Source organism: Microvirga puerhi, assembly GCF_020089865.1.
In the GTDB taxonomy this organism is placed as follows: Bacteria; Pseudomonadota; Alphaproteobacteria; order Rhizobiales; family Beijerinckiaceae; genus Microvirga; species Microvirga puerhi.
In genome coordinates this window covers 25,253-46,848 of the sequence record NZ_JAIRBM010000022.1, presented here as the reverse complement: position 1 = coordinate 46,848, position 21,596 = coordinate 25,253, and the positions used below count along the sequence as shown (strand labels likewise).

The window sequence follows — 21,596 nt, the reverse complement described above, 5'->3', positions numbered from 1 at the left end:
GATGAAGGCTTCCACTCAGATGACCATGAAGTCGAGATAGGTCATCTTGAGGCCCTTCTTGAGGGTGGTGATCTCAACCGCCTTGCCCTTACCCGAGCCATCGGCGTCGTAAGAGAGCACGCCTTTCTTGGTGTCGTAGATCAGGTAATCGTTCTTGTCCTTGGCGTGATCGCCAATGGTGAAGAACGCCTTGTTGAGCTTGCCCGGCTTCAATTCCGTGCCTTTGCCGAGCTTCTTGAACACCGCATTGTCCAGCCAGAGCGTGTCGTCCTTGGCATTGAAGTCGACGATCTTGTCGAGGTTGGTCTTCTTGTTCAATGCCGTGTTGAACACGAACACGTCCTTGCCCGCCCCGCCATACAACGTGTCGATACCTGCTTTGCCATTGAGCTTGTCGTTACCGGCTTCGCCCTTGATGATATTTTTGCCCGCGTTGCCGGTGATCGTGTTGCCGAGATTGTTTCCGGAGAGTGTGACGGCCGCTGAGCCGATTGCAGTGAGATTCTCGACATCATCCCACAGATTCTGGCTGACGGTCGTGATGACTTGGTCCAGGCCCGCATCGACCTGCTCTACGATCCTGTCGCCCGCGTCATCGACATAATAGGTGTCATTACCGGGACCTCCGAACATCAGGTCCCCGCCAGCACTGCCATCGAGCGTATCATCGCCGGCATTCCCGACCAGCTGATTGTAATATGCGTCCCCGTTCAGCCGATCTGCTCCATCACCTCCGGAGAGTGTATCGGCCCGCACGGTATCGCGGACCATCGTGCCGTTGGATATATTCACCGTATAGGGCACGTCCCAGCTTTGCCCGCTCTCATGGACGGAGACCACGGCGGCCTTGGTCGTACGAGACTCATAGACGTGGGATGCATGGACCTTGCCGTTGTTGGGATTGAGGTTTTCGACAGTTCCATCCCCCCAGGCGATGGCCGCACTGGACGCATTGCCGACACCGAATGTCGCCTCGACGAAGCGACCGTCTTGAGCGGCCTGACCGTTTTGAATCATCTCGGCATCGGCGCGATAGACGTCGAGATTTTCACCATTGTCGCGGCTCTCCACCTTACTGCCCGTATTGAAGAATGCATGACGCCCATCGGCAGTAATGGCTGAAAGGATGCTGTAATCGGTGAGCTCAGTTCCTTGAGCATCCACTGAGAGACGAATGACTTGTCCGGTTATGAGATCCTTTCGAAAGACGTCCGAGACCCCGTTTGCGTCGTCAGCGACCAGGTTAGACGCCACGCTGTCGAACACCACATAGCGGCCGTCGGCGCTTACGAAGAAACCGTTGCTGCTGCCGTCGCCTTGAGCACCCTCCGCAGCGGTCGAGACGCGGATGACCTGACCGGTCACCATATCTTTGCGGAAGATATCAGCGGCATCGTTCGTGTCGTTTGGAACAAGGGTACTGTCCTCGCTCCTGAAATACACATAGCGTCCATCGGGGCTCACAGCAGTGGAGCTACCGCTGTCAAGACTCGCTTGGTTACCCGTTCCTGCAGAGGCAACACGAACGATCGAGTTGTTGGCCAGATCCTTCAGGTAGACCTCGGTCGTTGCTATAGGCGAGCCTCCAACAAGATTGGTGGATTCGCTCATGAAGACGACATAACGTCCGTTCGGTGATATGGAGAAATTATAGCTATTGTCATCGCCGAAGGTCCCATCGGCTGCAGTCGAGACCGCAACAATGGCTCCCGTTTCTAGATCTTTTCGGAAGACGTCGATGCTGCCGTTTTCGTCTTCCGCCACGAGATCGCTGGCCTCACTCATGAAGACCACATAGCGACCATCGGCGCTGATAGCGGTATAGCCCGCATTGCCGAAGCTTTGCTCATTATCGGCTGTCGTGGAAACACGGACCATCTCGCCTGTGACGAGATCCTTCCGGAAGATGTCGGAGGCAAAATTGGTGTCGCCAGCGACAAGGTTGTTGGCGATGCTAGTAAACGCCACGTACCGCCCGTCGGGCGTGATCGAGGTTCCATAGCTGTCGTCAGTGCTTTGACCGCCATTCGTGGCCGTGGAGACATGGGCGATAGCGCCTGTCACCATGTCCTTCCGATAGACCTCCGTCGTCGTCCCGGACATGCCGTCAACGAAGTTGGTCGATCCGCCTAGGAGCACGACATAGCGCCCGTCCGCACTGGCCCCGGAAGCGAAGGTGTTGGCGGTGCTGAGATCGCCGTTCTTATTGACTGAGGCGGCAGTCACCAGGGGAGAGGGAGCAACGAGACCAAAGGATTGAAGAGCAAGATACATGGGAAGTCATCCGTTCACGTCTATAACGATATATCTTGGCGTCAACGGTAACGTAAGCCCTTGCCTCCCCGTATTCCCTTTGCAAAATCCTGCTGCGACGGAATGCCGTCCCTCCGGCCGAAGGCCTTCCAGGACAGTATTTCCCCTCCAGTCGACCAGACGATCGACAGCATCGTGAGCGCCGTGGTGTTGTCCACGGCGCTCACGATTTTGCTTGGATGTCGTCGAGTGGCGACTGGAGACGTTGCTTGCGTCAGATGACCATGAAGTCGAGATAGGTCATCTTGAGACCCTTCTTGAGGGTCGTGATCTCGACCGCCTTGCCTGCACCTGATCCATCGGCGTCGTAATACAGAACGCCCTTCTTGTTGTCATAGACAAGGTAATCGTTCTTGTCCTTGGCTTTCGGCCCAATCGTAAAGAATGCCTTGTTGAGCTTTCCAGGCTTAGGCTCAGTGCCTTTACCAAGCTTAGTCATGTAATTATTGTCAAGCCAGATCGTATCGTCCTTCACGTTGAAGTCCGTGATCTTATCCATGTTGGCCTTACTGGGCTTTGTATTGAATACAAAGATATCCTTTCCCGCTCCGCCCGTCATCACGTCCTTGCCCAGGCCGCCGTAGATTTTGTCGCTGCCTGCTCTGCCGACCAGGACGTCACTCTTGGTCCCGCCCTTGAGAATTTGGAAACCGTTGACGACGGGAGCGGTGCCCGTCTTGAGAACGCCGTTCACATAGACATTCTCAATGGCAGGATTGGAGAAGTCGAACGTCGCATAGACCGTGTCGACACCTCCGGAGTCGATGACGACATCGCTCGGCGAGTCGACATAATAGATGTCATTCCCCGCCCCTCCGTTGAGGACGTTGGTCGCGCTGTTGCCGATCAAGATGTCGTCGTAGGAACTGCCGGTCGCATTCTCGATCACAACGCCTTTGGCGATGGTGAACCCGCCGGAAACCCCATTCTGTTCCGAGATATAGCCGCCCGCATGAGGATCATTCGCCTGCAGCGTGGCAGCGCGCAGGTCGATGGTCACGCCTGCCCTTGAGCCCACTGCGCTGATCGTATCGTTTCCGCCGGCATCCCAGATCGCACTCCAGCCCGTGCCGCGGGCATTCGCGATCGGCAGCGTGTAGACATTGTCGCCCGTCGCGGTGTCCATGTTAGCGCCGTAGAGGGCCTGCAACGCCGCGATGTCGAAGGCGCCTAATCCCCCCTGATAGCCGTACATTCCATCTTCTGCATCGGCCGGCGCCGCATTGAACCCATCGTTGTAGGACATCTGCGTATAGATGGTCTGATTCAGGCCGAAATCGCCCAGATCGCTCGGCCCGTTTACGCCTGGGAACCGGCTGGCGTCGTCTAGAACGCCACCATTATGGGGCTGGGCCAATCCCAGACCAATGCCGACCTCATGGATGATGTTCGCAAGGCCACGACCGCCGAATTGAAACTCACTCTGCGTGAAACTGTTAAAGATGCCCCAGCGCTGAGTATAACTATCGCTCTCGTCAGGCGACTCATGCCACCCGGCAACGTTGCCCATGCCGCCATACCACCACCACACGATGTCGGCGCTGTGGATGTCGTCCACCTGCGCAAAGTGGACGTTGGCCACGCTCGAATAGAGGTCGATTGCATCAGAGAAGGCGGAGATATAGTAATCACGCCAGCTCGTGATGTAAGTCGGGTCCGTCAACCAATCCTCGGGAGGCGCAGGATGCAGTGTACCCGTGGCCTTGTAGTCATCACCCTGCGCGAGGTAGACGAGAATAGGGTTCTCGGGGGACACGTCCCAGGCCTTGCCGCCCCAAATGAGCGAATCAACATAGGGATTGCCGTAGCCGCTTCCCGGAACATTACGAAATGTAGCCATAATTCACTCTCGTGGTGACAATTGCGATACATGAACAATTTCATGTAACTGAATATCGTTATGTGTCCAATCGCACCTTTGGGAAGGGGCGGTTGCAAAGAACGTGAATTGGCTCCTCACAGGAGGATGACCCCGGGTCCTTCCGCCCCATTGCCCGACGTACCCTCTTTGTTCTAGGATTGTGGACCTGGAATCATCCGCCGCATTGCGGTGGCGGGTGGTCCGATCCCATATCCGGTATCCGCCCAACGAGGCAGGATCCCTCCTCTACGAAGCTGAGCTGGCCATGGCTAAACTCGACGACCTGTTCAACCGCGCCAAAGCGGGAGACCCGGATGCACGCGTCATCTCCGTCCGGGGCGCGCGGGAGCACAACCTCAAGAATGTCGACCTCATGGTCCCGCGGGACAACTTCGTGGTCTTCACTGGCCTCTCGGGCTCCGGCAAGTCGTCGCTCGCCTTCGACACGATCTATGCCGAGGGCCAGCGCCGCTATGTGGAATCGCTGTCGGCCTATGCCCGCCAGTTCCTGGAGATGATGCAGAAGCCGGATGTCGACCAGATCGACGGCCTGTCGCCCGCCATCTCCATCGAGCAGAAGACGACCTCCAAGAACCCGCGCTCGACGGTCGGCACGGTCACCGAGATCTACGACTACATGCGCCTGCTCTGGGCGCGGGTCGGCGTTCCCTATTCCCCCGCTACCGGCCTGCCGATCGAGAGCCAGACGGTCAGCCAGATGGTCGACCGCATCCTGGCGCTGCCGGAGAAGACCCGTCTCTTCCTGCTCGCGCCGGTGGTGCGTGGCCGCAAGGGCGAGTACCGCAAGGAAATTGCCGAGTTCCAGAAGAAGGGCTTTCAGCGCCTGAAGATCGACGGCGAATACTACGCCATCGACGAGGCCCCTGCCCTCGACAAGAAGTTCAAGCACGACATCGACGTGGTGGTGGACCGCATCGTGGTGCGCGCGGACATCGCGGCGCGCCTCGCGGAATCCCTCGAAACCGCCCTCGACCTGACGGACGGGATCGCCGTCGTTGAATATGCCGACGAGAAGGACGAGAAGGGCCAGCCCAAGCGCATCGTCTTCTCCTCGAAATTCGCCTGCCCGGTCTCCGGCTTCACGATCCCGGAGATCGAGCCGCGCCTGTTCTCGTTCAACAACCCGTTCGGCGCCTGCCCGACCTGCGGCGGCATCGGCCACGAGATGACGATCGACCCGGTGCTGATCGTGCCGGACGAAAGCCTCTCCCTCAAGCGCGGCGCCATCGCGCCCTGGGCCAAATCCACCTCGCCCTATTACACCCAGACCCTGGAAGCGCTCACCCGGCACTACAAGGGCTCGATGACCAAGCCCTGGTCGGAGCTCTCCGATACGGTGCGTGACGTGATCCTCTACGGCTCCGGCGATACGGCGATCCGCATGGCCTATGACGACGGCCTGCGCGCCTACGAGGTGAGGAAGCCCTTCGAGGGCGTGATCCCCAATCTGGAGCGCCGCTACAAGGAGACCGAGAGCGACTGGGCGCGCGACGAGATCGGCCGCTTCATGAGCGAGACGCCCTGCGCCGCCTGCCGCGGCAAGCGCCTCAAGCCCGAAGCCTTGGCCGTGAAGATCGCAGGCTCCGATATCGGCGATGCCACCGCGCTCTCCGTCAAGGACGCCCATGCCTGGTTCGGCAACCTGACAAAGCAGCTCACCAGGAAGCAGAACGAGATCGCCGGCCGCATCCTCAAGGAAATCCGCGAGCGCCTCACCTTCCTGGTCGATGTGGGCCTGGAATACCTGACGCTGGCCCGCTCCTCCGGCACGCTCTCCGGCGGCGAGAGCCAGCGCATCCGCCTCGCCTCCCAGATCGGCTCGGGCCTTACGGGCGTTCTTTACGTGCTCGACGAGCCGTCCATCGGCCTGCACCAGCGCGACAACGAGCGCCTGCTCATGACGCTGAAGCGCCTGCGCGACCTCGGCAACACCGTGATCGTGGTGGAGCACGACGAGGATGCGATCCTGCAGGCGGATTACGTGTTCGACATCGGCCCCGGCGCCGGCATCCACGGCGGCAAGATCGTCGCCCAGGGCACGCCGCCCGAGATCATGGCGAACCCGAAATCGCTCACCGGCAAGTATCTGACGGGCGAGATGTCCGTGAAGGTGCCGGAAAAGCGCCGCAAGCCCAACAAGAGCCGCATGCTCAAGGTGGTGGGCGCCAAGGGCAACAACCTGAAGAACGTGACGGCGGAGATCCCGCTCGGCACCTTCACCTGCATCACCGGCGTGTCCGGCGGCGGCAAGTCGACGCTTGTCATCGACACGCTCTACAAGGCCGTGGCGCGCAAGCTCAACGGCGCCCTGGAGCACCCGGCGCAGCATGACCGCATCGAGGGCCTGGAGCATCTCGACAAGGTCATCGACATCGACCAATCCCCCATCGGCCGCACGCCGCGCTCGAACCCGGCGACCTATGTGGGCGCCTTCACGCCGATCCGCGAATGGTTCGCCGGCCTCCCAGAGGCGAAGGCGCGCGGCTACCAGCCGGGGCGCTTCTCCTTCAACGTGAAGGGCGGCCGCTGCGAGGCCTGCCAGGGCGACGGCGTCATCAAGATCGAGATGCACTTCCTGCCCGACGTTTACGTCACCTGCGACGTGTGCAAGGGCAAGCGCTACGACCGCGAGACGCTGGAGGTGAAGTACCGCGAAAAATCCATCGCCGACGTGCTCGACATGACGGTGGAGGAGGCGCGCGAGCTGTTCAAGGCCGTACCGACCATCCGCGAGAAGATGCAGACGCTCGCCCGCGTCGGCCTCGATTATGTGCATGTGGGCCAGCAGGCGACGACGCTCTCCGGCGGCGAGGCGCAGCGCGTCAAGCTCTCGAAGGAACTCTCCAAGCGCGCCACCGGCCGCACGCTCTACATCCTCGACGAGCCCACGACGGGCCTGCACTTCCACGACGTCGCGAAGCTTCTGGAGGTGCTGCACGAGCTGGTCGAGCAGGGCAACAGCGTGGTGGTGATCGAGCACAATCTCGAAGTCATCAAGACCGCCGACTGGATCATCGACATGGGCCCCGAAGGCGGCGACGGCGGCGGCCGCATCGTCGCGCAGGGCACCCCGGAAGACATCGCCAAGTCAAAGGACAGCCACACCGGTCGCTTCCTCAAGGAAGTTTTGGAGCGGCGGCCGCTGAAGAAGGCAGTGGAGACGGCGCCGAAGAAAGCGAAGAAGGTGACGCGACAGGCGGCGGAGTGAGCCCTCCTCAACCCCACTCAAACAGTGCCGTCATGGCCGGGCTCGTCCCGGCCATCTACGTCTTTGCGTTCAGGATGAAAGGGCGCGAGCGCATCAAATGCGGATATAACGGAATTCTGTTCATTCCTGAGCGCGAAATACGAGCCTTATCTTTAAAACGTTACACGCACTGAGCGACGGCCCTAAATTCAAGCGATTTGAGGCTGCAAATACTAAACTCCTTGCAGTTCACATAGTGGCATAACGCCAGCTCCTTCAAAGCCTCTTTGATTGTCAGTTTGACTTTGTCGAAACTTGAAATGTCGAGAGGACCTGTCATGACCGTACAGCTCAATCGCTCCCAGGCAATTGCGCTTCACTCACTTTCCGCAGAATGCGATTTGGTTGTAAAAATGGGCGAGGAAATCAAGAGAAGTATTGACCGGTGCGAGCAACTGGATTGTGATCGGCGCAATGCATCAGGATCAGCGTCGATTTATATGGAGAGCGAAGAGAAGGAACTCTATCACCGATATACTATCATGATCGACAACCTCACCACACTCAGAGCAAACTCGACAAAAGGCGCACTTCTTCAGATCGCCGTTGCCAACAGTATCTTCAATGATATTTATGATAACGGAGATACGCTTTCGGCATATGAGCAAGAAGCGCAAAAACACAAATTTAGACGAGTCATTTATTCTGCATTTGACTTTCTAGCAGCGAAAGAGAATTGCGATCTGTCATCCCTTCCGGTGGATGATCTCCTAGGTGCACATCTCAATCCCTGGAAGAGCTATGAACATTGCCTCGCACTCATCCGCAGGATGGTTCAAAATGAGCCGGAGAGCATCGAGGACGAGCAGTTCTCATCCTAAAAGCGATACCAAGCAGCTCTTTCGGCCCTTAGCTCCCTCTGAAACGCAGTACGGCTAAAAAACGGAGCAGCCAATCCGTACGGCTCAAGGTCTTCACATCTTGTCGCGGCGAGGAAGTCGTGGATGCCCGGATCAAGTCCGGGCATGACGGGAGAGTAGGGCAGCAGTGAGTCCGCTCTAGAAAAGAGGACGCGACGGGCGCGGCTTGATGCTCCAGTTTTAGAGACAACTTCGTTAGCAGCGTCATCCCCGGGCTTGTCCCGGGGATCCACGCCTTTCGGGTGCTGTGGATCCAAAGATGTGATAGTCGGGACGAGCCCGCCTATGACGCGGATGAAGAACAGGCGCAGTGCCTACTGGTTCAGCGTCTCGTAGAGGTCGTCCCATGTCGGGTTCATGGCGTGGACGAGGCGGACCTTCCAGGCGCGGGGCCAGTGCTTCATGGTCTTCTCGCGCTGGATCGCATCGCGGATATCCTCGAACCATTCGTAATAGACGAGAAGCTTGAGCCCGTAGCGTTTGGTGAACCCTTTAATTTGGCTCTCGCGATGCTGCCAGACTCGGCGAGAAAGTTCGCTGGTCACGCCGATGTAAAGCGTGCCGTTGCGCCTGTTGGACATGAGATAGACCCAACCGCCCTTCTGCATGGACGAAAGATACTAAGTTTCAATCCCAACACCACTCGCCATGGCCGGGCTTGACCCGGCCATCCACGTCTTTGTTCGGCGCCGTTGGGCAAGACAGCGTAGGAGTCGACATTATCCACGAGGCATTTCGTCATTTCGCGCGAAAGACGTGGATCCCCGGCTCAAGGCCGGGGATGACGATGCGGGTGAGATGACGGGCTGATGAGACGACAGCAAACGATTTCCGCCTTCTCGGATCACACCGTAAGCCATCCGCCCCCGCCCCTCCCCACGCGCCGCCACCACAATCTCCCTCACGCCCCGCATCATGATCCACGCCGTGCCGAGCACCGTCACCGGGATCGCGATGACCCACAGGGCCTGGATGAATTCCGGCCAGATGTGGAATTTGGAGAGCCAGTCGGCGACGATGCTATAGGGCTGGTCCATGGTGAACTCCTCGTCTGAGACGACCACCAGGGGCCCTGGTGGTCGGGGAGTTCAGAAGTCGCCCGAGGACGACCGTATTGCCCTTTGGGCTTTCGCCTTGGACATACGGCAACACCTCCCCGACCATAACGGTAGGGAAGGTATCGTTGACGGCCGATACCGACCGCCTCGGGTTGAGGTTCTGACGCCCCAGAGCCGGATGCGTCCGGCTCCGGTGACGAGATAACACGGGAAGGTTCGCGCATCGTACAGAAAAGTGGACCCAGTTTTCTGCGTGATGCGATGCGCCACTAAAAGAAGAAGGAAGGGAGCAGGGGTCAATGGCGGTGCTCCGGCGAGACCTCTCCCTTTGCACCGTTGTCGTGGCCCGCAGCGGGCAGGATGATCACGCTTTTACGGTGGAGGTGGTCATGAGCGTCACCGACGTCACCTTCGCGGGCTCGATCCCCGTCCTTTACGAGCGCTTCCTTGGCCCCCTCCTGTTCGAGCCCTATGCGCAGGACATGGCGCGGCGGATGCGGGATGCGGGACCGCGGCACATTCTCGAGACGGCTGCGGGCACAGGCATCGTCACGCGGGCCATGGCGGCGGCGCTGCCCGAGGCCGAGATCGTCGCGACGGATCTCAACCCCGGCATGCTCGACCTCGCGGCGACGCGGCTCGATCATCCGCGCGTGACGTGGAAGCAGGCGGATGCACAGGCCCTGCCGTTCGATGGTGCGTCCTTCGACGCCGTGGCATGCCAGTTCGGTGTCATGTTCTTTCCCGACAAGGTCGGCGCCTATCGCGAAGCGGCGCGGGTTCTCAAGCCGGGCGGGCGGCTGATGTTCAATGTGTGGGACAGGCTCGACGCCAATCCGGTCAGCCTGGCGGTGCACGAGGCGATCGGCAGGCTCTTTCCGGATGATCCGCCCGGTTTCATCGCGCGCGTCCCCTTCGGTTACAACGATCCCGAGCGCATCCGCAGCGAGCTGCAGCAGGCAGGCTTTTCCGACATCGTTATTGAAACCGTCACGAAATCGACGGAAGCGCCCTCGGCCCGCGAACCTGCGGCCGGTCTGTGCCAGGGCTCGCCCCTGCGCAACGAGATCGAGGCGCGCGCGAAGGAGCGACTCGACGAGATCACCGACAGAACAATGGATGCGCTCGCCGAGCAGTTCGGGCCGTCGCAATTCACGAACAGGATGAGCGCGCTGGTCGTGACGGCGCGGCGTTAGGCTGTTCACTTCGGACGGAACCTCGCCCTCCGGTCAGGCCACGCCGGTCAGGACCTGGGCATGTCCACCAGAAGCGACACGATCCGGCGCACGACGGGCATGACGACCAGGGCGGTGGGAAAAGCCACCGCATAGGACAGGATCCAGGACTGAAGGATCTTCGGAACGATCTCGGCATCGAGCCCAGCCGCCCGCAGGGTGGCGATGGTCGAAACGATTCCGGACATAAGCAGGGACAATATCATCGGAAAGACGACGATCTGCGCCCTCGCCGGGAGTTTCCGCAGGCGGATTGATCCGAGGGATAGGCTCGCCGGAGTGCTTGCGCCACCGCTCATGACATCCACCCCTGCTCGAAGGGCGCGATTTCGGCCACGAGATCGCGCGAAAAGAAGGCACGGGTGTGGGGAAGATCCATATGGATCGCCAGGGCCTGCTCGTCTGCGAACTCCTCCACTAGCAGGAAAGCATCCGGCTCAGCGAGGGCTTGAAAGAAGGTGAAGGAGCGGCAGCCGGCCTCTGCGCGGGTGTCGCGCTCCAGATCGAGAAGCGCATTGCGGGCCACCTCCGCGAGGCCGGGCCGCGCCCGGATCCGGACGATCTTTCGCGCCGAAGGGGTAACGGTTGAATGTGCCATGGATATCTCCGTGGGAGGAACGGGGGCACCTTGCACCGCGCCGGGACTGTGCGAAATTCCACAAAACCTCCCACGGACTGTGAAGGAATCGGGAATGTTCGACTGGAACGACCTCCGGCATTTCGTGGCGCTGGCGGATGACGGCTCCCTGTCGGCCGCAGCCCGGCGGCTCGGCGTCGAGCATGCGACCGTCGCCCGCCGGGTGGCGGCGCTCGAGGCGGCGGTGGGTGCAAAGCTCGTCGACCGGCGAGGCGGCCGCTATGTGCTGACCGGCGACGGCGAGAGCGTTGCCCACTACGCGCGCCGCATGGAGGCCGAAGCCTTCGCCGTGGAGCGCGTCCTTCACGCACGCCAGCAGGAGATCGCAGTCGAAATCTCCGTCAGCGCACCGCCGGTTTTCGCAACCCTGCTCATCGCACCGCGACTGCCGCTCCTCAAGCAGTCCCATCCGCGCCTGCGCCTGCGCCTGCTCGGACAAAACCGCACGGTTTCGCTCCCGCGGCGCGAGGCCGACCTTGCCTTGCGCCTCGTGCGCCCGAACGATCCCAGCCTCGTCGCCCGGAAGGCCGGATCGGTCTCCTACGGTCTTTATGCATCGCGGGCCTACCTCACCGCTCGCGCAGCGGAGGACTACGAGTTCATCGCCTTCGACGAAAGCTTGGACGACGTGCCCCAGCAGACATGGCTGAAGACGATGGCCGGGTCCCGACCTATTGTGTTCCGCACCAACGATCTGTCAATTCAGGGCGCCGCGGCGCAGGCTCACGCCGGCGTTGCCGCCCTGCCCGCATTCCAGGCCGAGGCCCTCGGCCTCGTCAGGGCGGGCCCGAACGGCCCCTCCTTCTTCCGGGACGTCTGGCTCACCTATCACGAAGACCTTCGCGGCAATGCCGCCGTCGCCGCAGTCGCTGCTTTCCTAGCCGATTGCGTGCAGCAACCGGCGCGGGAGGCTTGAACCGGTTGCCGACATGGGTCAGCCGCGACGGGGAACGGCCATGCGCTGCAGCACGCCGTCCTTCCAGAGATAATGGTGCATCAACGCAGCACCGGCATGAATCAGAGCCACGATCATGATGCCGTTGGCGGCAAGCTCATGCCAACCGGTGATCGGCCGCCGCAGGGCCGGATCGCCGAGCTGCGGCAGAGTCCACAAGCCGAACAGGTTGTAGCCGCGCACGAAGGCATTGGCGATGCCGAGCACGACGGCAACTCCGAGCAGGAGATAGAGGAGGTAGTGTGTTACCTTCGCAATCAGGTGCAGCAACCCGGGATCGGCGGCAGGAAGGGCCCGCCCCGGCCCGGCGCGCCAGAAGACACGAAAAATGAGTACCAGCGCGAGCGCGAATCCGAGAGTCACATGCAGGGACCAGACGCCCGTGCGAAGCGGGCCTCGTGGGAAGAGGTCGGCAGTCTGGCCGAAGATCCATAAAACAACGACGAGGGCGGCCGTAATCCAGTGCAGGGCAATCGTCATCCGGTCGTAGTGACCGTCGGTCGAGTCGAGAGACATAAAGTGCATCCTTTGAAGATGCGCCCACGCCCTCCCCTGCCTGAGGACGATCTGCGCTTAGAACGATTCTAGATTATTGCGCCGCAGCGAGATGGCAAGTCCCTTTCCGCCGCAGGCGTGCCGGGCCCGAAGCGTGACTGAAAGATGGGCCTTGACCTTACCATGGTGGCAAGCCCCAGAGACCCTTTCGAACAAGGATCTCGTTCATGCAATCGTTCCTCATCCCATCCATGCGCTGCGGCGGATGCCTCGATACCGTCACGCGCGCTGTCCAGGCTCTCGATCCCCAGGCGCGCGTGGAGGCCGATCTCGCAAAGCGCACCATCGCGGTGAGCTCCACCGAGACGGCCGATGCCCTGCAGGCGGCACTACAGGACGCCGGCTACCCGGCCACGCCCGTTGCGGCGCCTGGCGCGTAACCCGCATCAATCCACCCCATTTGTTCCCCTCAATCGGAGTTCTATCGTGATGTTCCGTACCCTTTCCGTGCTTCTCATGTTCGCTGCTGCACCCGGCGCAGCCCTCGCCCAAAGCGCCTCCCACGGAGGACATTCGGGCCACGCGGCCCCCGCATCGAGTGCCGAGGCGCCCGCCACCAAGGCCTATCGCGAGGCGAATGCCAAAATGCACAAGGACATGGACATTCCCTTCTCGGGCGATGCCGATATCGACTTCGTGCGCGGTATGATTCCGCATCACCAAGGCGCCATCGACATGGCGAAGGTCGTCCTCCAGCACGGCAAGGACGAAGAAGTGCGCAAATGGGCGACCGACGTGATCCGCGAACAAGAGCGCGAGATCAGCGAGATGCGCGCATGGCTCAAGAAGAAGGGCGTCGAGTAACGCACGCTCTCCTCGCTCCCGGAGCCATCGGGAGCGAGGCCTTATTGCAGGCGAACTTCGCCGTCGATTGCGCGAAGCCCTCGATCCTCAGCGCAGGATGGCGGAGAGAGCCGACAGCGTGTTGACCCATCGCACGGCGTGTTCGGCATTGTCGGGAGTGAACGCGACGGTCACGGCATCGATGCGTGTCGCCACCGGAATGACGGCTGCGAGATCGCACAAAGCCGGCGTGTTGAATTCCACTTCCAGCCGATAAGGAGCCTCGAGCCTGAACGGCTTCACGACACCGGCGCCACGCACGGCCTCTTCCGTTTTCGTACGGATCAACGCCCGCGCACGCTCCGGCGCGAGGCTTCGCGCCGCGCGCTGGCCTAGCGACTGCTTCACGACGGCATAGACAGCGTCCGGAAACAGCTCCTTCGTCTCGTCGCGCAGGCAATCGTCGCCCGTGAGCAGGATCACCGGAACGCCGATGCTGCCCGCATAGGCGCCGTAGAGGCCCGCCTCTCCCAACTCCAATCCGTTCAGCCGAATGCGCCCGAATGCGAAGCCGTTCACCGTGTGGGCCAGGACACCTGGCGCGCGAGCACGGGCATGGTAGCCGAGACAGATCACGCCCGCATGGTCGGCAGCGAGCCCTTCGAACATATTGATGGGCTTCGGCTTGCCCAGAATGACCTCGGCTCTGGCATCGAGATCCTCCGGCAGCAGGTTGCGCATATCGCCATGGGAGTCATTGACCAGTACTTCCGTGGCGCCGCCTGCGAAGGCGCCGTCGATGGCAGCATTGACTTCCTGCGTCATCAGCCGTCGGGCGCGTTCATATTCCGCGTTGCCCATGGCTCCGTGCTGCGGGTTGACGACGCCGGCGACGCCTTCGATATCCGCCGAGATATAGATCTTCATCGAAATCTCCGAACTTGCGACGGAAGATTTATCCGACAAACCGTCTCAAGTTGGTGAAGATTTCGCGGGCCTTTGCAGCAAACGTCAACCGACGCGCCGATGGGAAATCCAGCACGCATGACTTGGGAATGAGGAGAACGTCAGGATTTGCTCAGGGTCACGCGCGAAGCGTCCAACAGGCCCTTGAGAGCCTCCTCGACAGCCTGCTGCGCAATCCGGGCGACCTGCTCGCTCCGTGTAGCCTGCTCCCGCCTCTCGATCTTCTCGATGAGGGCGTCGAATTCCTGCGGGATGGCCGGATCGCCGAGATATTTCGGCTTTGGCGCCATCTCGTAGAGCTGGGCCCGGAGTTTCTGGCCGAGATAGTCCTGAACCTGCCGCGGCAAGGGCGGCAGGTTGCTTCGCGCCTTGTGGGGATCATCGCCTATCGGAGTCATGAGGATCTGCCTAGGTTGAACAGCATATAGTTAACGAAGCGTAACTATTTGAGTTCCATAAGGTTCCCGGGCAACTTTGAGCACTCCCGTTCTGGTCCTGCGCCCGTCCTTGCCTAGATGTCCCTCCAGGCGAACGCTCTGGAGGAGGTGAAAGATGAATCTCGACCGCCGCGCCTTCCTGATCGGGCTGCCGGCCCTGACGGGCTTTGCCCTTCAATCGCGTGGGAGCGCCGCCCAGGGGCTCTGGGATAGAAACTCTTACGCGGGAATGTATGCTCCCATCGATAATGACATTTACCCGATTCCGGGCGTGCAGCTGTCGCGGATCAACAGCGCCTTCCTGAGACGGCAGGTGCCCTATGACAGGCCGGAGCCGCCCGGCACCATCGTGATCGATCCCAGATCCCGCTACCTCTATGCTGTGCAAGACGGTGGCTGGGCCATCCGCTATGGCGTCGGCGTCGGTCGGGCTGGCTTCTCCTGGGCAGGCGAAGCGACCATTCACGACAAGCAGGAATGGCCAGACTGGTATCCCCCGAAAGAGATGTTCGGACGCCAGCCGGAGTTGATGGAGCAAATGGGGGATCTTCCGGGCGGGCCGGGAATGCCCGGCGGTCCAGGCAACCCGCTCGGCGCCCGCGCCATGTACCTCTGGCAGGGCAACAAGGACACGCTCTATCGTATCCATGGCACCTTCGAGCCCTGGACCATCGGCACCAACGTGTCCTCCGGCTGCATCCGCATGATCAACCAGGACGTGGTCGACCTTTATCAACGGACACCGGTGGGTACGCGGGTGGTCGTGCTTGGAGGCGGCGGCGGAACACGGCGATCCGCCCAGCGCTCGTGACAGGAAAGATCCGAGCGGAGAATTTTTCCTGTCAAGCGAGGACTAAAATCCAGTACGAAATTTTCCAGTCGTCGCTAACGCTCGGTTAAAGGCTCGACGCGACACTTGACGGATGTTTCCGTTCGCGTCGCCTGTCCGTTTCGCCCGCTGCCTGCGCACCTCCTTCGGGCTTGCTCCAATTTTGCCACGGTTTGTCGCCACCAAGGCAACCGGGACGTCGGACGTACATAAGGATATCAAGGGGATTTCTCGTCACGACCGGCGTTCGGGAGGGTCTGTCATGGTCCCCGCGCCGCTCGTCGGCCGCCGCGCATCCGCGCAGCGGCTCATCGCTCTTGCATTGTGTTCCGCCGCATCGGCACTCGCCTTCTTCACCGCCGTCGTCGCCACCCAGGATGCAGCCGCCGACGGCGACACGCGTACGCTTTCATTCTTCCATACACATCGGCGCGACAACGCGACGATCACCTTCAGGCGCAACGGCCGCTACGACGAGCAGGCGCTCACCCAACTCAACTGGTTCCTGCGCGACTGGCGCACCGACCAGCCCGCCAAAATGGATCCGCGTCTCTTCGATGTGCTGTGGGAGGTCTATCAGGAGAGCGGCTCGAAGCAGCCGATCAACATCATCTCGGCCTACCGCTCGCCCCAGACCAACGCCATGCTCCGGCGCCGATCGAGCGGCGTATCGGAGCACAGCCAGCACATGCTGGGAAAGGCGATGGACATCAGACTTCCGGACGTGGAGATCGGCCGCCTGCGTGCCATTGCCATGAAGCTGCAATACGGAGGCGTGGGTTATTACCCCTCTTCGGAATTCGTCCACGTGGACACCGGCAATGTCCGCGCCTGGCCGCGGATGAGCCAGGATCAGCTGGCCCGACTGTTCCCGGACGGCAAGACCGTCCATCTACCGAGCAACGGCCGGCCGCTGGCGGGATACGAGCAGGCCAAGGCGGAAATCCTGCCGCGCAATGCGGCGCTTGCTGCCCAGGCCGCCTCGGGCGGATCCCTCGGCAGCATCATGACAGCCTTGTTCAACCGCAAGGAACCACGTCCGGCGCCGGCGGAGCCACCCGCGCGGACCGTCGCTCTGGCTGCGCCGACGATCGCATCGGATGTGCCTGACACGGCATTGGCGCTAGCCCCCATCCCGCCCCGGCGACCGCAAGATCTGCTCATCGCCTCAATCGAGCCGCCTCAACCGCCCCGCCCGGAACGGCCGATCGTGACGGCCGCGCTCGCCACGCCCGCCCGTTCGTCGATCGCCCCGATCATCGGCCCCGACCGGACCGCATCCGTCAAAGCGCTGTTCGATCCGCGAACCGCCTTCCTCGATCTTGGATTCGCCCCCGAGTTGAACAGCGACCTGTCGACGACCGGATTCACGGGCCCGGCCGTCAAGCCTTTGCCGGTGAAACCGCCGGCACCCATGCGCCAGGCGAGCGCAAGCGTCGGCACCGGACTCTAAAGTCGGTGCGATTACCGTGAGGCCTGATAGGCGGCGAGGTCCCGCTGCAGAGCGGCAGGATCGATCTGTACTTTGAGGATGGTGCCACCGAAATCGAGGGCGAGCACCGGCTGGCCGCCATGATCCTCGATTCGGGTCGCGAGAGGTTGAAGCGGAACGCTGCGCGGATGATGCGGCCCGGCGTCGGGCGCAAAGACGCGCGGAGGCAGTCCGCGGTGAACGCGAGCGATCTCGTTGAGAAGATCGGACAAGATCGGCGTTGAATCCGCCGTTCCGAGAAGCACTTCGTATTCCCGGCCGGTATCGGTGCGTACGCCCAGCGCAAACAGCTGTCCGTCGGCGCCGACTTCCACGCGCCATGCCATTGATCCAATGCGCTTCACCACGTCACCGCTCCCTGGGAGGGTTTCTCTTTACGCTAGAGCTGTTTCCACTGACGTGGAATCGTCTCTTTTCTTTGGTGCACCGCATTTTTGACGGTGACCCGGGTCCACTTCGCCGAAAAATGCTTTGTCCCTATCGCGACCGTCCCGGCCGCTGCAGCGAGATCCCCGCCGGGACCTTCAGCTCGCCTTCCGTGTCCTCGGGATCCAGGAAGTGACCGTCCTTCGGAATCACGAGACCTGTGCCCAGCCTCGGCGCGCGCGTCTGCGGGATGCAGTTGACGGCCGAGGTCTGTTCCATCGCCGTCTCAGTCCCGGTCAGGCGTCCCCTCCCCTTCGCAGGCCGCTCGACGCGACCTTCGATCCTCATGTGCTGATCCGGAAAGTCCCACGTGAAGTTTTCTCCGGTCTCACTCCATCGCCCGGGCCACTGATCAGGCTTCGTGCGGGACGCGTCAAAGACATACGGGCTGACGACGCTACGATCGATTTCACCGCCGCCGACTCCGCCATCGGGATAGAACGCAATGAGAAACTGCGAACCATCCCGCGCTCTCGTGCAGTTCCAAAGAGAACCAGCAAGAGTCGGACCATTCGCCAGCGCGCCGGTCATCGTCAGGATCACCGCGACAGCAGAACAGGGAAGACTCTTCAAAAGGCTTTTCATGAGCGGTCCGGACAAGAAACGCGATGCGGAGAATCGTCGGTTCCGACGGAATCATCGATCGTGGGAAGAGAAATTCCTCCATAGCGCGTCGCATCCGTCCAGACCATCCTTACCGTCGTGGTTTTGTAGTTCGAAAGGATAGGTCAATCGTCATTTCCGGATCGGCGTCTGATCTGCGCTCGCATCCATGAATCACTCTGCATGACGAGTCGATCTGGCACGAGACGCACCGGACCAAATGCGGCGCTTTTGAGGGAAGAAGATTCCTTTTTTGGGAACAGCTACGGAACCATTGGCTGTGCGCATGGATCGGGATCATGCTTTGCAGTCAGTGCGCTTGTGCTGCGAGCTGACCTGAATAAACCCGACATTTCGTGATTTTTGTCACGTGCGCCGTCCAACCATCCCGGCTGGACGGCGCAATTCCAATATTCTTTGTTTCGGAGATAGGCCCGGCAATGACCAGGGTGACAATGCGATTCACGTTTCTGATGTCAGCCTGCCTCGTTTCATTCAGCGCGGCACAGGCATCCAGCTCCCGTCTGCCTCCCAGCTTCATGAAGATCGAACCGAGGACGCGCAGCCTTCAGGTCTGCAACAACATGGGCTCGCGGGAGATCGGCCGGGAAAAGGAATACTCCCGTCTCGACCGCGTCGTCGTCGATGCGATGTCGAATCCGACCTTCGACAGGAATACCATTTCCGGAAGCGGCGGCGCCTTCCGCGTCAAAGGGCAATGGCACCAGTTCCAATTCCGCTGCACGCTCGCCGACGACAAGCTGTCGGCAACATCGTTCACCTTTCAGGTCGGCGACATCATTCCCGAGGCGCAATGGGAGAGATATGGCCTATGGCGCTGACGCCGGATGAACTCTCTATCCCGCGTCGTCGCGAAATGCTCATGACAAAGAAAAGGGCCGCTGAGGACAGCGGCCCAAGTAAAGGAAGAAACTTCAGAGGGAACAACGTCGCCATCGCTGCGGCGTCATGATCTCAATGTGGGGGGCAAAAAGCTCCGCAGGCAGGCCTCGCACCGAAACGCTGGCATGCGATTCCCGCATGGCGGTGCCCGTTACCCGAACGCGACCGGTCGCAGGCGCGTCCTCGCCCGGATCTCACGCCGGTTCAAGATCATACGGACGGCCGGCAGCGCAAGAAGACATGTAAGAGAGCCGACAACCAGACCGACGAGCAACGCACTCATGGAGACCTCCTGTCACGGGAGACAAGCGTGCGCCCGTAAGGTCAATGAACCGTTAACGGGCGCCGCCGTGCCTTTGCGCTCCGAATATCGCCTGCCTTGTCCCTCAGCCCCCATCGGGACAACGCCGGCAATATCGAAGCACGCATGCAGGATTATCGACCTAGCTTTCCTGAGCCTTGCGCAAGGTTCCCCGAAGACCTGCGGCACCTTGCCCTTCAAGAGGAATGCGATCGGCCAGGATGCCTATCGCAGGACTCGGTGATATGATGAAGCACTCAGGCTTGAGCCGTTCATCGGGTGATGAACGGCGGACCTCTCGACCGAGCGGAGGCCGCCGATGGAAACCTCTCGATTCCGCGACCGGGACCATGCAGGAGCGCAGCTTGCCGCCCGCCTTGCGACGATGCAGCTCGCCGATCCGGTCGTCCTCGCGCTGCCGCGCGGCGGAATTCCGGTCGCGTTGCCGATCGCCGCAGCGCTCCACGCGCCGCTGGATCTGCTCCTGGTACGCAAGATCGGCGTTCCGTCCCAGCCGGAACTCGCCGCAGCAGCTGTCGTGGACGGCGCACATCCGGAGATCGTTCTCAATCGCCCGGTCATGGCGATGATCGGCCTGAACGACGATGAGATCGATGAGCTGGCGCAGCCCGAGCTCTGGGAGCTCGAGCGGCGACGCAAGGTGTATCTGAAAGGCCGCGAACCCCTTCCTGTCGAAGGCAGGACGGCGATCGTCGTCGATGACGGAATCGCCACCGGAACGACGGTGCGGGCTGCCCTTGCGGCGCTACGCCGGCGCCGGCCGGCGCGCCTAGTGCTGGCGGTACCGGTCGCTCCGGCAGAAACCATCGACGCGCTGCGTCCCCTGGTGGACGACGTCGTGTGCCCGGTCATGCCGTCAGATTTCTATGCGATCAGCCCCTTCTATGAGGAATTCCATCAGCTTTCCGACGCGGAGGTCACCCGCATGCTGGAACCTTTCTCCGAACCCTTGCCCCCATAGCCTCTGGCGCCTCAAGGCACGATCCGGTGCCTTAACAGATGCGCAGCGAGCACCTATAAGACGGGTGAGCTGCCGCCCCTTCCCTGGTGGGCATGCGTCCCGCTCGGGCACTCCGCCACGAGCCTTGAACGAAAAAGCGAGGAATGGTGGCATGGCCGACGTTGTTGCGTTTGGCGAACTGCTGGTTGATTTCGTGCCGACCATCAATGGGCTGGGCCTTGCCGGCACGGAAGCCTTCAAGAAGGCGGCCGGCGGCGCGCCTGCGAACGTCGCCGTGGCCCTGGCGCGGCTCGGAGTTCCAAGTGCCTTCATGGGCATGGTCGGGGACGATGGATTCGGCCATTTCCTCGCCGAGACCCTGCAAGACGCCGGAGTGGACGTATCCCCGCTCCTGTTTACGAAACGAGCCTCCACCGCGCTGGCCTTCGTATCGCTCCAGGCGAGCGGAGAGCGCGAATTTCTGTTCTATCGGAGTCCGAGCGCGGACATGCTCATGGCGGCGGAAAACGTCGACGGGGGCGCCATCGAGAAGGCGCGCGCCTTCCATTTCGGGTCCATGAGCCTCATTTCGGATCCGTCGCGCACGGCGACGCTTCACGCCGTCGACATCGCCCGGCGTGCCGGTAAGATCGTTACCTACGACCCGAATCTGCGCCTTCACATCTGGCCGGATGCGGACGCAGCGCGCGAAGGTATGCTTCTCGGCCTCAAGCACGCCCAGATCGTGAAGATCTCTGAGGAGGAGGTCACCTTCCTGACGGGGCAAGAGGATCCGATTGCCGGTGCCCGTGCTCTCTGGACGGATGACGTGACCTTCATGGCGGTCACCTGCGGCAGCGCAGGATGCTACTGGCTGACGCAAAACGCCCAGGGAAAGGTTCCGGGCTTCGCGGTCGATGCCATCGATGCGACCGGCGCCGGCGATGCTTTCATGGCAGGGATCATCGCGGGTCTCCTGAAGGAGCCAGTCATTCCAACGGAGCCCGCGCGGCTCGACGCGATCTGCCGGTTCGCCAACGCCGTGGGCGCCCTGACGGCGACGGGGCGCGGCGCAATTCCGTCTCTGCCGAGCCGCGCTGCCGTCGAAACATTTCTGACCGAATGGCCTGGCTAGCCGCGAAGGACATCCCCT

24 protein-coding genes are annotated in these 21,596 nt (G+C 61.4%); 11 read left to right on the top strand and 13 right to left on the bottom strand.

The annotated features are described in order from the left end of the window. Positions 1-15: 15 nt before the first annotated feature. From K9B37_RS21205 to K9B37_RS21195, 3 genes are read right to left on the bottom strand one after another with little or no spacing between them, the layout of a single operon-like run. The gene (locus K9B37_RS21205; protein ID WP_224315532.1) at positions 16-2,274 is read right to left on the bottom strand and encodes a hypothetical protein; all 2,259 of its coding nucleotides are present in this window, start codon (positions 2,272-2,274) and stop codon (positions 16-18) included. Between the two features lie 41 nt (positions 2,275-2,315). Continuing rightward, a complete protein-coding gene (locus K9B37_RS21200; RefSeq protein ID WP_224315531.1) occupies positions 2,316-2,480 on the bottom strand; it encodes a hypothetical protein in 165 nt (54 codons plus the stop codon). A 47-nt stretch (positions 2,481-2,527) separates the two neighbouring features. Continuing rightward, positions 2,528-4,153: a M10 family metallopeptidase C-terminal domain-containing protein gene (locus K9B37_RS21195; RefSeq protein WP_224315530.1), complete on the bottom strand. Its 1,626-nt coding sequence runs from the start codon at positions 4,151-4,153 to the stop codon at positions 2,528-2,530. Between the two features lie 286 nt (positions 4,154-4,439). On the opposite strand from K9B37_RS21195, the gene uvrA reads away from it, so the two are divergent. Together uvrA and K9B37_RS21185 are read left to right on the top strand one after the other, a co-directional pair. After that, entirely contained in the window at positions 4,440-7,403 is a 2,964-nt protein-coding gene (uvrA, locus tag K9B37_RS21190) for an excinuclease ABC subunit UvrA (protein ID WP_224315529.1), read from the top strand. A gap of 317 nt (positions 7,404-7,720) precedes the next feature. Then, a complete protein-coding gene (locus tag K9B37_RS21185; RefSeq protein WP_224315528.1) occupies positions 7,721-8,263 on the top strand; it encodes a hypothetical protein in 543 nt (180 codons plus the stop codon). Between the two features lie 353 nt (positions 8,264-8,616). Here the strand turns inward: K9B37_RS21185 and K9B37_RS21180 are convergent, their stop codons facing one another. Both K9B37_RS21180 and K9B37_RS21175 read right to left on the bottom strand, forming a co-directional pair. Then, positions 8,617-8,910: a GIY-YIG nuclease family protein gene (locus K9B37_RS21180; RefSeq protein ID WP_255616711.1), complete on the bottom strand. Its 294-nt coding sequence runs from the start codon at positions 8,908-8,910 to the stop codon at positions 8,617-8,619. Positions 8,911-9,021: 111 nt separating this feature from the next. Then, positions 9,022-9,339, bottom strand: a complete 318-nt coding sequence (locus K9B37_RS21175) for a hypothetical protein (protein WP_224315526.1) — start codon at positions 9,337-9,339, stop codon at positions 9,022-9,024. A gap of 410 nt (positions 9,340-9,749) precedes the next feature. On the opposite strand from K9B37_RS21175, the gene K9B37_RS21170 reads away from it, so the two are divergent. Next, entirely contained in the window at positions 9,750-10,556 is an 807-nt protein-coding gene (locus K9B37_RS21170) for a class I SAM-dependent methyltransferase (protein WP_224315565.1), read from the top strand. A 47-nt stretch (positions 10,557-10,603) separates the two neighbouring features. On the opposite strand, the gene K9B37_RS21165 is transcribed toward K9B37_RS21170, so the two are convergent. Together K9B37_RS21165 and K9B37_RS21160 are read right to left on the bottom strand one after the other, a co-directional pair. Next, positions 10,604-10,894, bottom strand: coding sequence for a DUF2798 domain-containing protein (locus K9B37_RS21165; protein WP_224315525.1), 291 nt, complete (start codon positions 10,892-10,894; stop codon positions 10,604-10,606). Further along, positions 10,891-11,193, bottom strand: a complete 303-nt coding sequence (locus K9B37_RS21160) for a putative quinol monooxygenase (protein WP_224315524.1) — start codon at positions 11,191-11,193, stop codon at positions 10,891-10,893. The genes K9B37_RS21165 and K9B37_RS21160 overlap by 4 nt, the downstream gene beginning before the upstream one ends. A 94-nt stretch (positions 11,194-11,287) precedes the next feature. On the opposite strand from K9B37_RS21160, the gene K9B37_RS21155 reads away from it, so the two are divergent. Further along, on the top strand, positions 11,288-12,148 hold the full coding sequence (locus K9B37_RS21155) for a LysR family transcriptional regulator (protein ID WP_224315523.1): 861 nt from the start codon (positions 11,288-11,290) through the stop codon (positions 12,146-12,148). Between the two features lie 18 nt (positions 12,149-12,166). On the opposite strand, the gene K9B37_RS21150 is transcribed toward K9B37_RS21155, so the two are convergent. After that, positions 12,167-12,703, bottom strand: a complete 537-nt coding sequence (locus K9B37_RS21150; RefSeq protein ID WP_224315522.1) for a cytochrome b — start codon at positions 12,701-12,703, stop codon at positions 12,167-12,169. A gap of 206 nt (positions 12,704-12,909) precedes the next feature. Between K9B37_RS21150 and K9B37_RS21145 the strand changes: the two genes are divergently transcribed. Together K9B37_RS21145 and copM are read left to right on the top strand one after the other, a co-directional pair. Then, on the top strand, positions 12,910-13,122 hold the full coding sequence (locus K9B37_RS21145; RefSeq protein WP_224315521.1) for a heavy-metal-associated domain-containing protein: 213 nt from the start codon (positions 12,910-12,912) through the stop codon (positions 13,120-13,122). 49 nt (positions 13,123-13,171) lie between these two features. After that, complete coding sequence (gene copM, locus K9B37_RS21140; protein WP_224315564.1) at positions 13,172-13,546, top strand: CopM family metallochaperone; 375 nt, start codon at positions 13,172-13,174, stop codon at positions 13,544-13,546. A gap of 87 nt (positions 13,547-13,633) precedes the next feature. Here the strand turns inward: copM and K9B37_RS21135 are convergent, their stop codons facing one another. Beyond that, positions 13,634-14,452, bottom strand: a complete 819-nt coding sequence (locus K9B37_RS21135; RefSeq protein ID WP_224315520.1) for a M55 family metallopeptidase — start codon at positions 14,450-14,452, stop codon at positions 13,634-13,636. 140 nt (positions 14,453-14,592) lie between these two features. Further along, a complete protein-coding gene (locus tag K9B37_RS21130) occupies positions 14,593-14,889 on the bottom strand; it encodes a hypothetical protein (RefSeq protein ID WP_224315519.1) in 297 nt (98 codons plus the stop codon). Between the two features lie 154 nt (positions 14,890-15,043). On the opposite strand from K9B37_RS21130, the gene K9B37_RS21125 reads away from it, so the two are divergent. Together K9B37_RS21125 and mepK are read left to right on the top strand one after the other, a co-directional pair. After that, a complete protein-coding gene (locus K9B37_RS21125; protein WP_224315518.1) occupies positions 15,044-15,739 on the top strand; it encodes a L,D-transpeptidase in 696 nt (231 codons plus the stop codon). Positions 15,740-16,019: 280 nt separating this feature from the next. Then, positions 16,020-17,210: a peptidoglycan L,D-endopeptidase MepK gene (mepK, locus tag K9B37_RS21120; RefSeq protein ID WP_224315517.1), complete on the top strand. Its 1,191-nt coding sequence runs from the start codon at positions 16,020-16,022 to the stop codon at positions 17,208-17,210. Between the two features lie 11 nt (positions 17,211-17,221). Here mepK and K9B37_RS21115 read toward each other — a convergent pair whose 3' ends face one another. Together K9B37_RS21115 and K9B37_RS21110 are read right to left on the bottom strand one after the other, a co-directional pair. After that, on the bottom strand, positions 17,222-17,596 hold the full coding sequence (locus tag K9B37_RS21115; RefSeq protein WP_224315516.1) for a hypothetical protein: 375 nt from the start codon (positions 17,594-17,596) through the stop codon (positions 17,222-17,224). A gap of 130 nt (positions 17,597-17,726) precedes the next feature. Further along, the gene (locus K9B37_RS21110) at positions 17,727-18,260 is read right to left on the bottom strand and encodes a hypothetical protein (RefSeq protein ID WP_224315515.1); all 534 of its coding nucleotides are present in this window, start codon (positions 18,258-18,260) and stop codon (positions 17,727-17,729) included. A gap of 458 nt (positions 18,261-18,718) precedes the next feature. On the opposite strand from K9B37_RS21110, the gene K9B37_RS21105 reads away from it, so the two are divergent. Beyond that, entirely contained in the window at positions 18,719-19,120 is a 402-nt protein-coding gene (locus K9B37_RS21105; protein WP_224315514.1) for a DUF930 domain-containing protein, read from the top strand. Positions 19,121-19,332: 212 nt separating this feature from the next. Here K9B37_RS21105 and K9B37_RS24715 read toward each other — a convergent pair whose 3' ends face one another. Then, positions 19,333-19,464, bottom strand: coding sequence for a hypothetical protein (locus tag K9B37_RS24715; RefSeq protein WP_255616710.1), 132 nt, complete (start codon positions 19,462-19,464; stop codon positions 19,333-19,335). A gap of 337 nt (positions 19,465-19,801) precedes the next feature. Here K9B37_RS24715 and K9B37_RS21100 point away from each other — a divergent pair, with 337 nt between their 5' ends. Both K9B37_RS21100 and K9B37_RS21095 read left to right on the top strand, forming a co-directional pair. Beyond that, entirely contained in the window at positions 19,802-20,464 is a 663-nt protein-coding gene (locus K9B37_RS21100) for a phosphoribosyltransferase (protein WP_224315513.1), read from the top strand. A 151-nt stretch (positions 20,465-20,615) separates the two neighbouring features. Then, positions 20,616-21,578, top strand: a complete 963-nt coding sequence (locus tag K9B37_RS21095) for a PfkB family carbohydrate kinase (RefSeq protein ID WP_224315512.1) — start codon at positions 20,616-20,618, stop codon at positions 21,576-21,578. Positions 21,579-21,596: the final 18 nt, after the last annotated feature.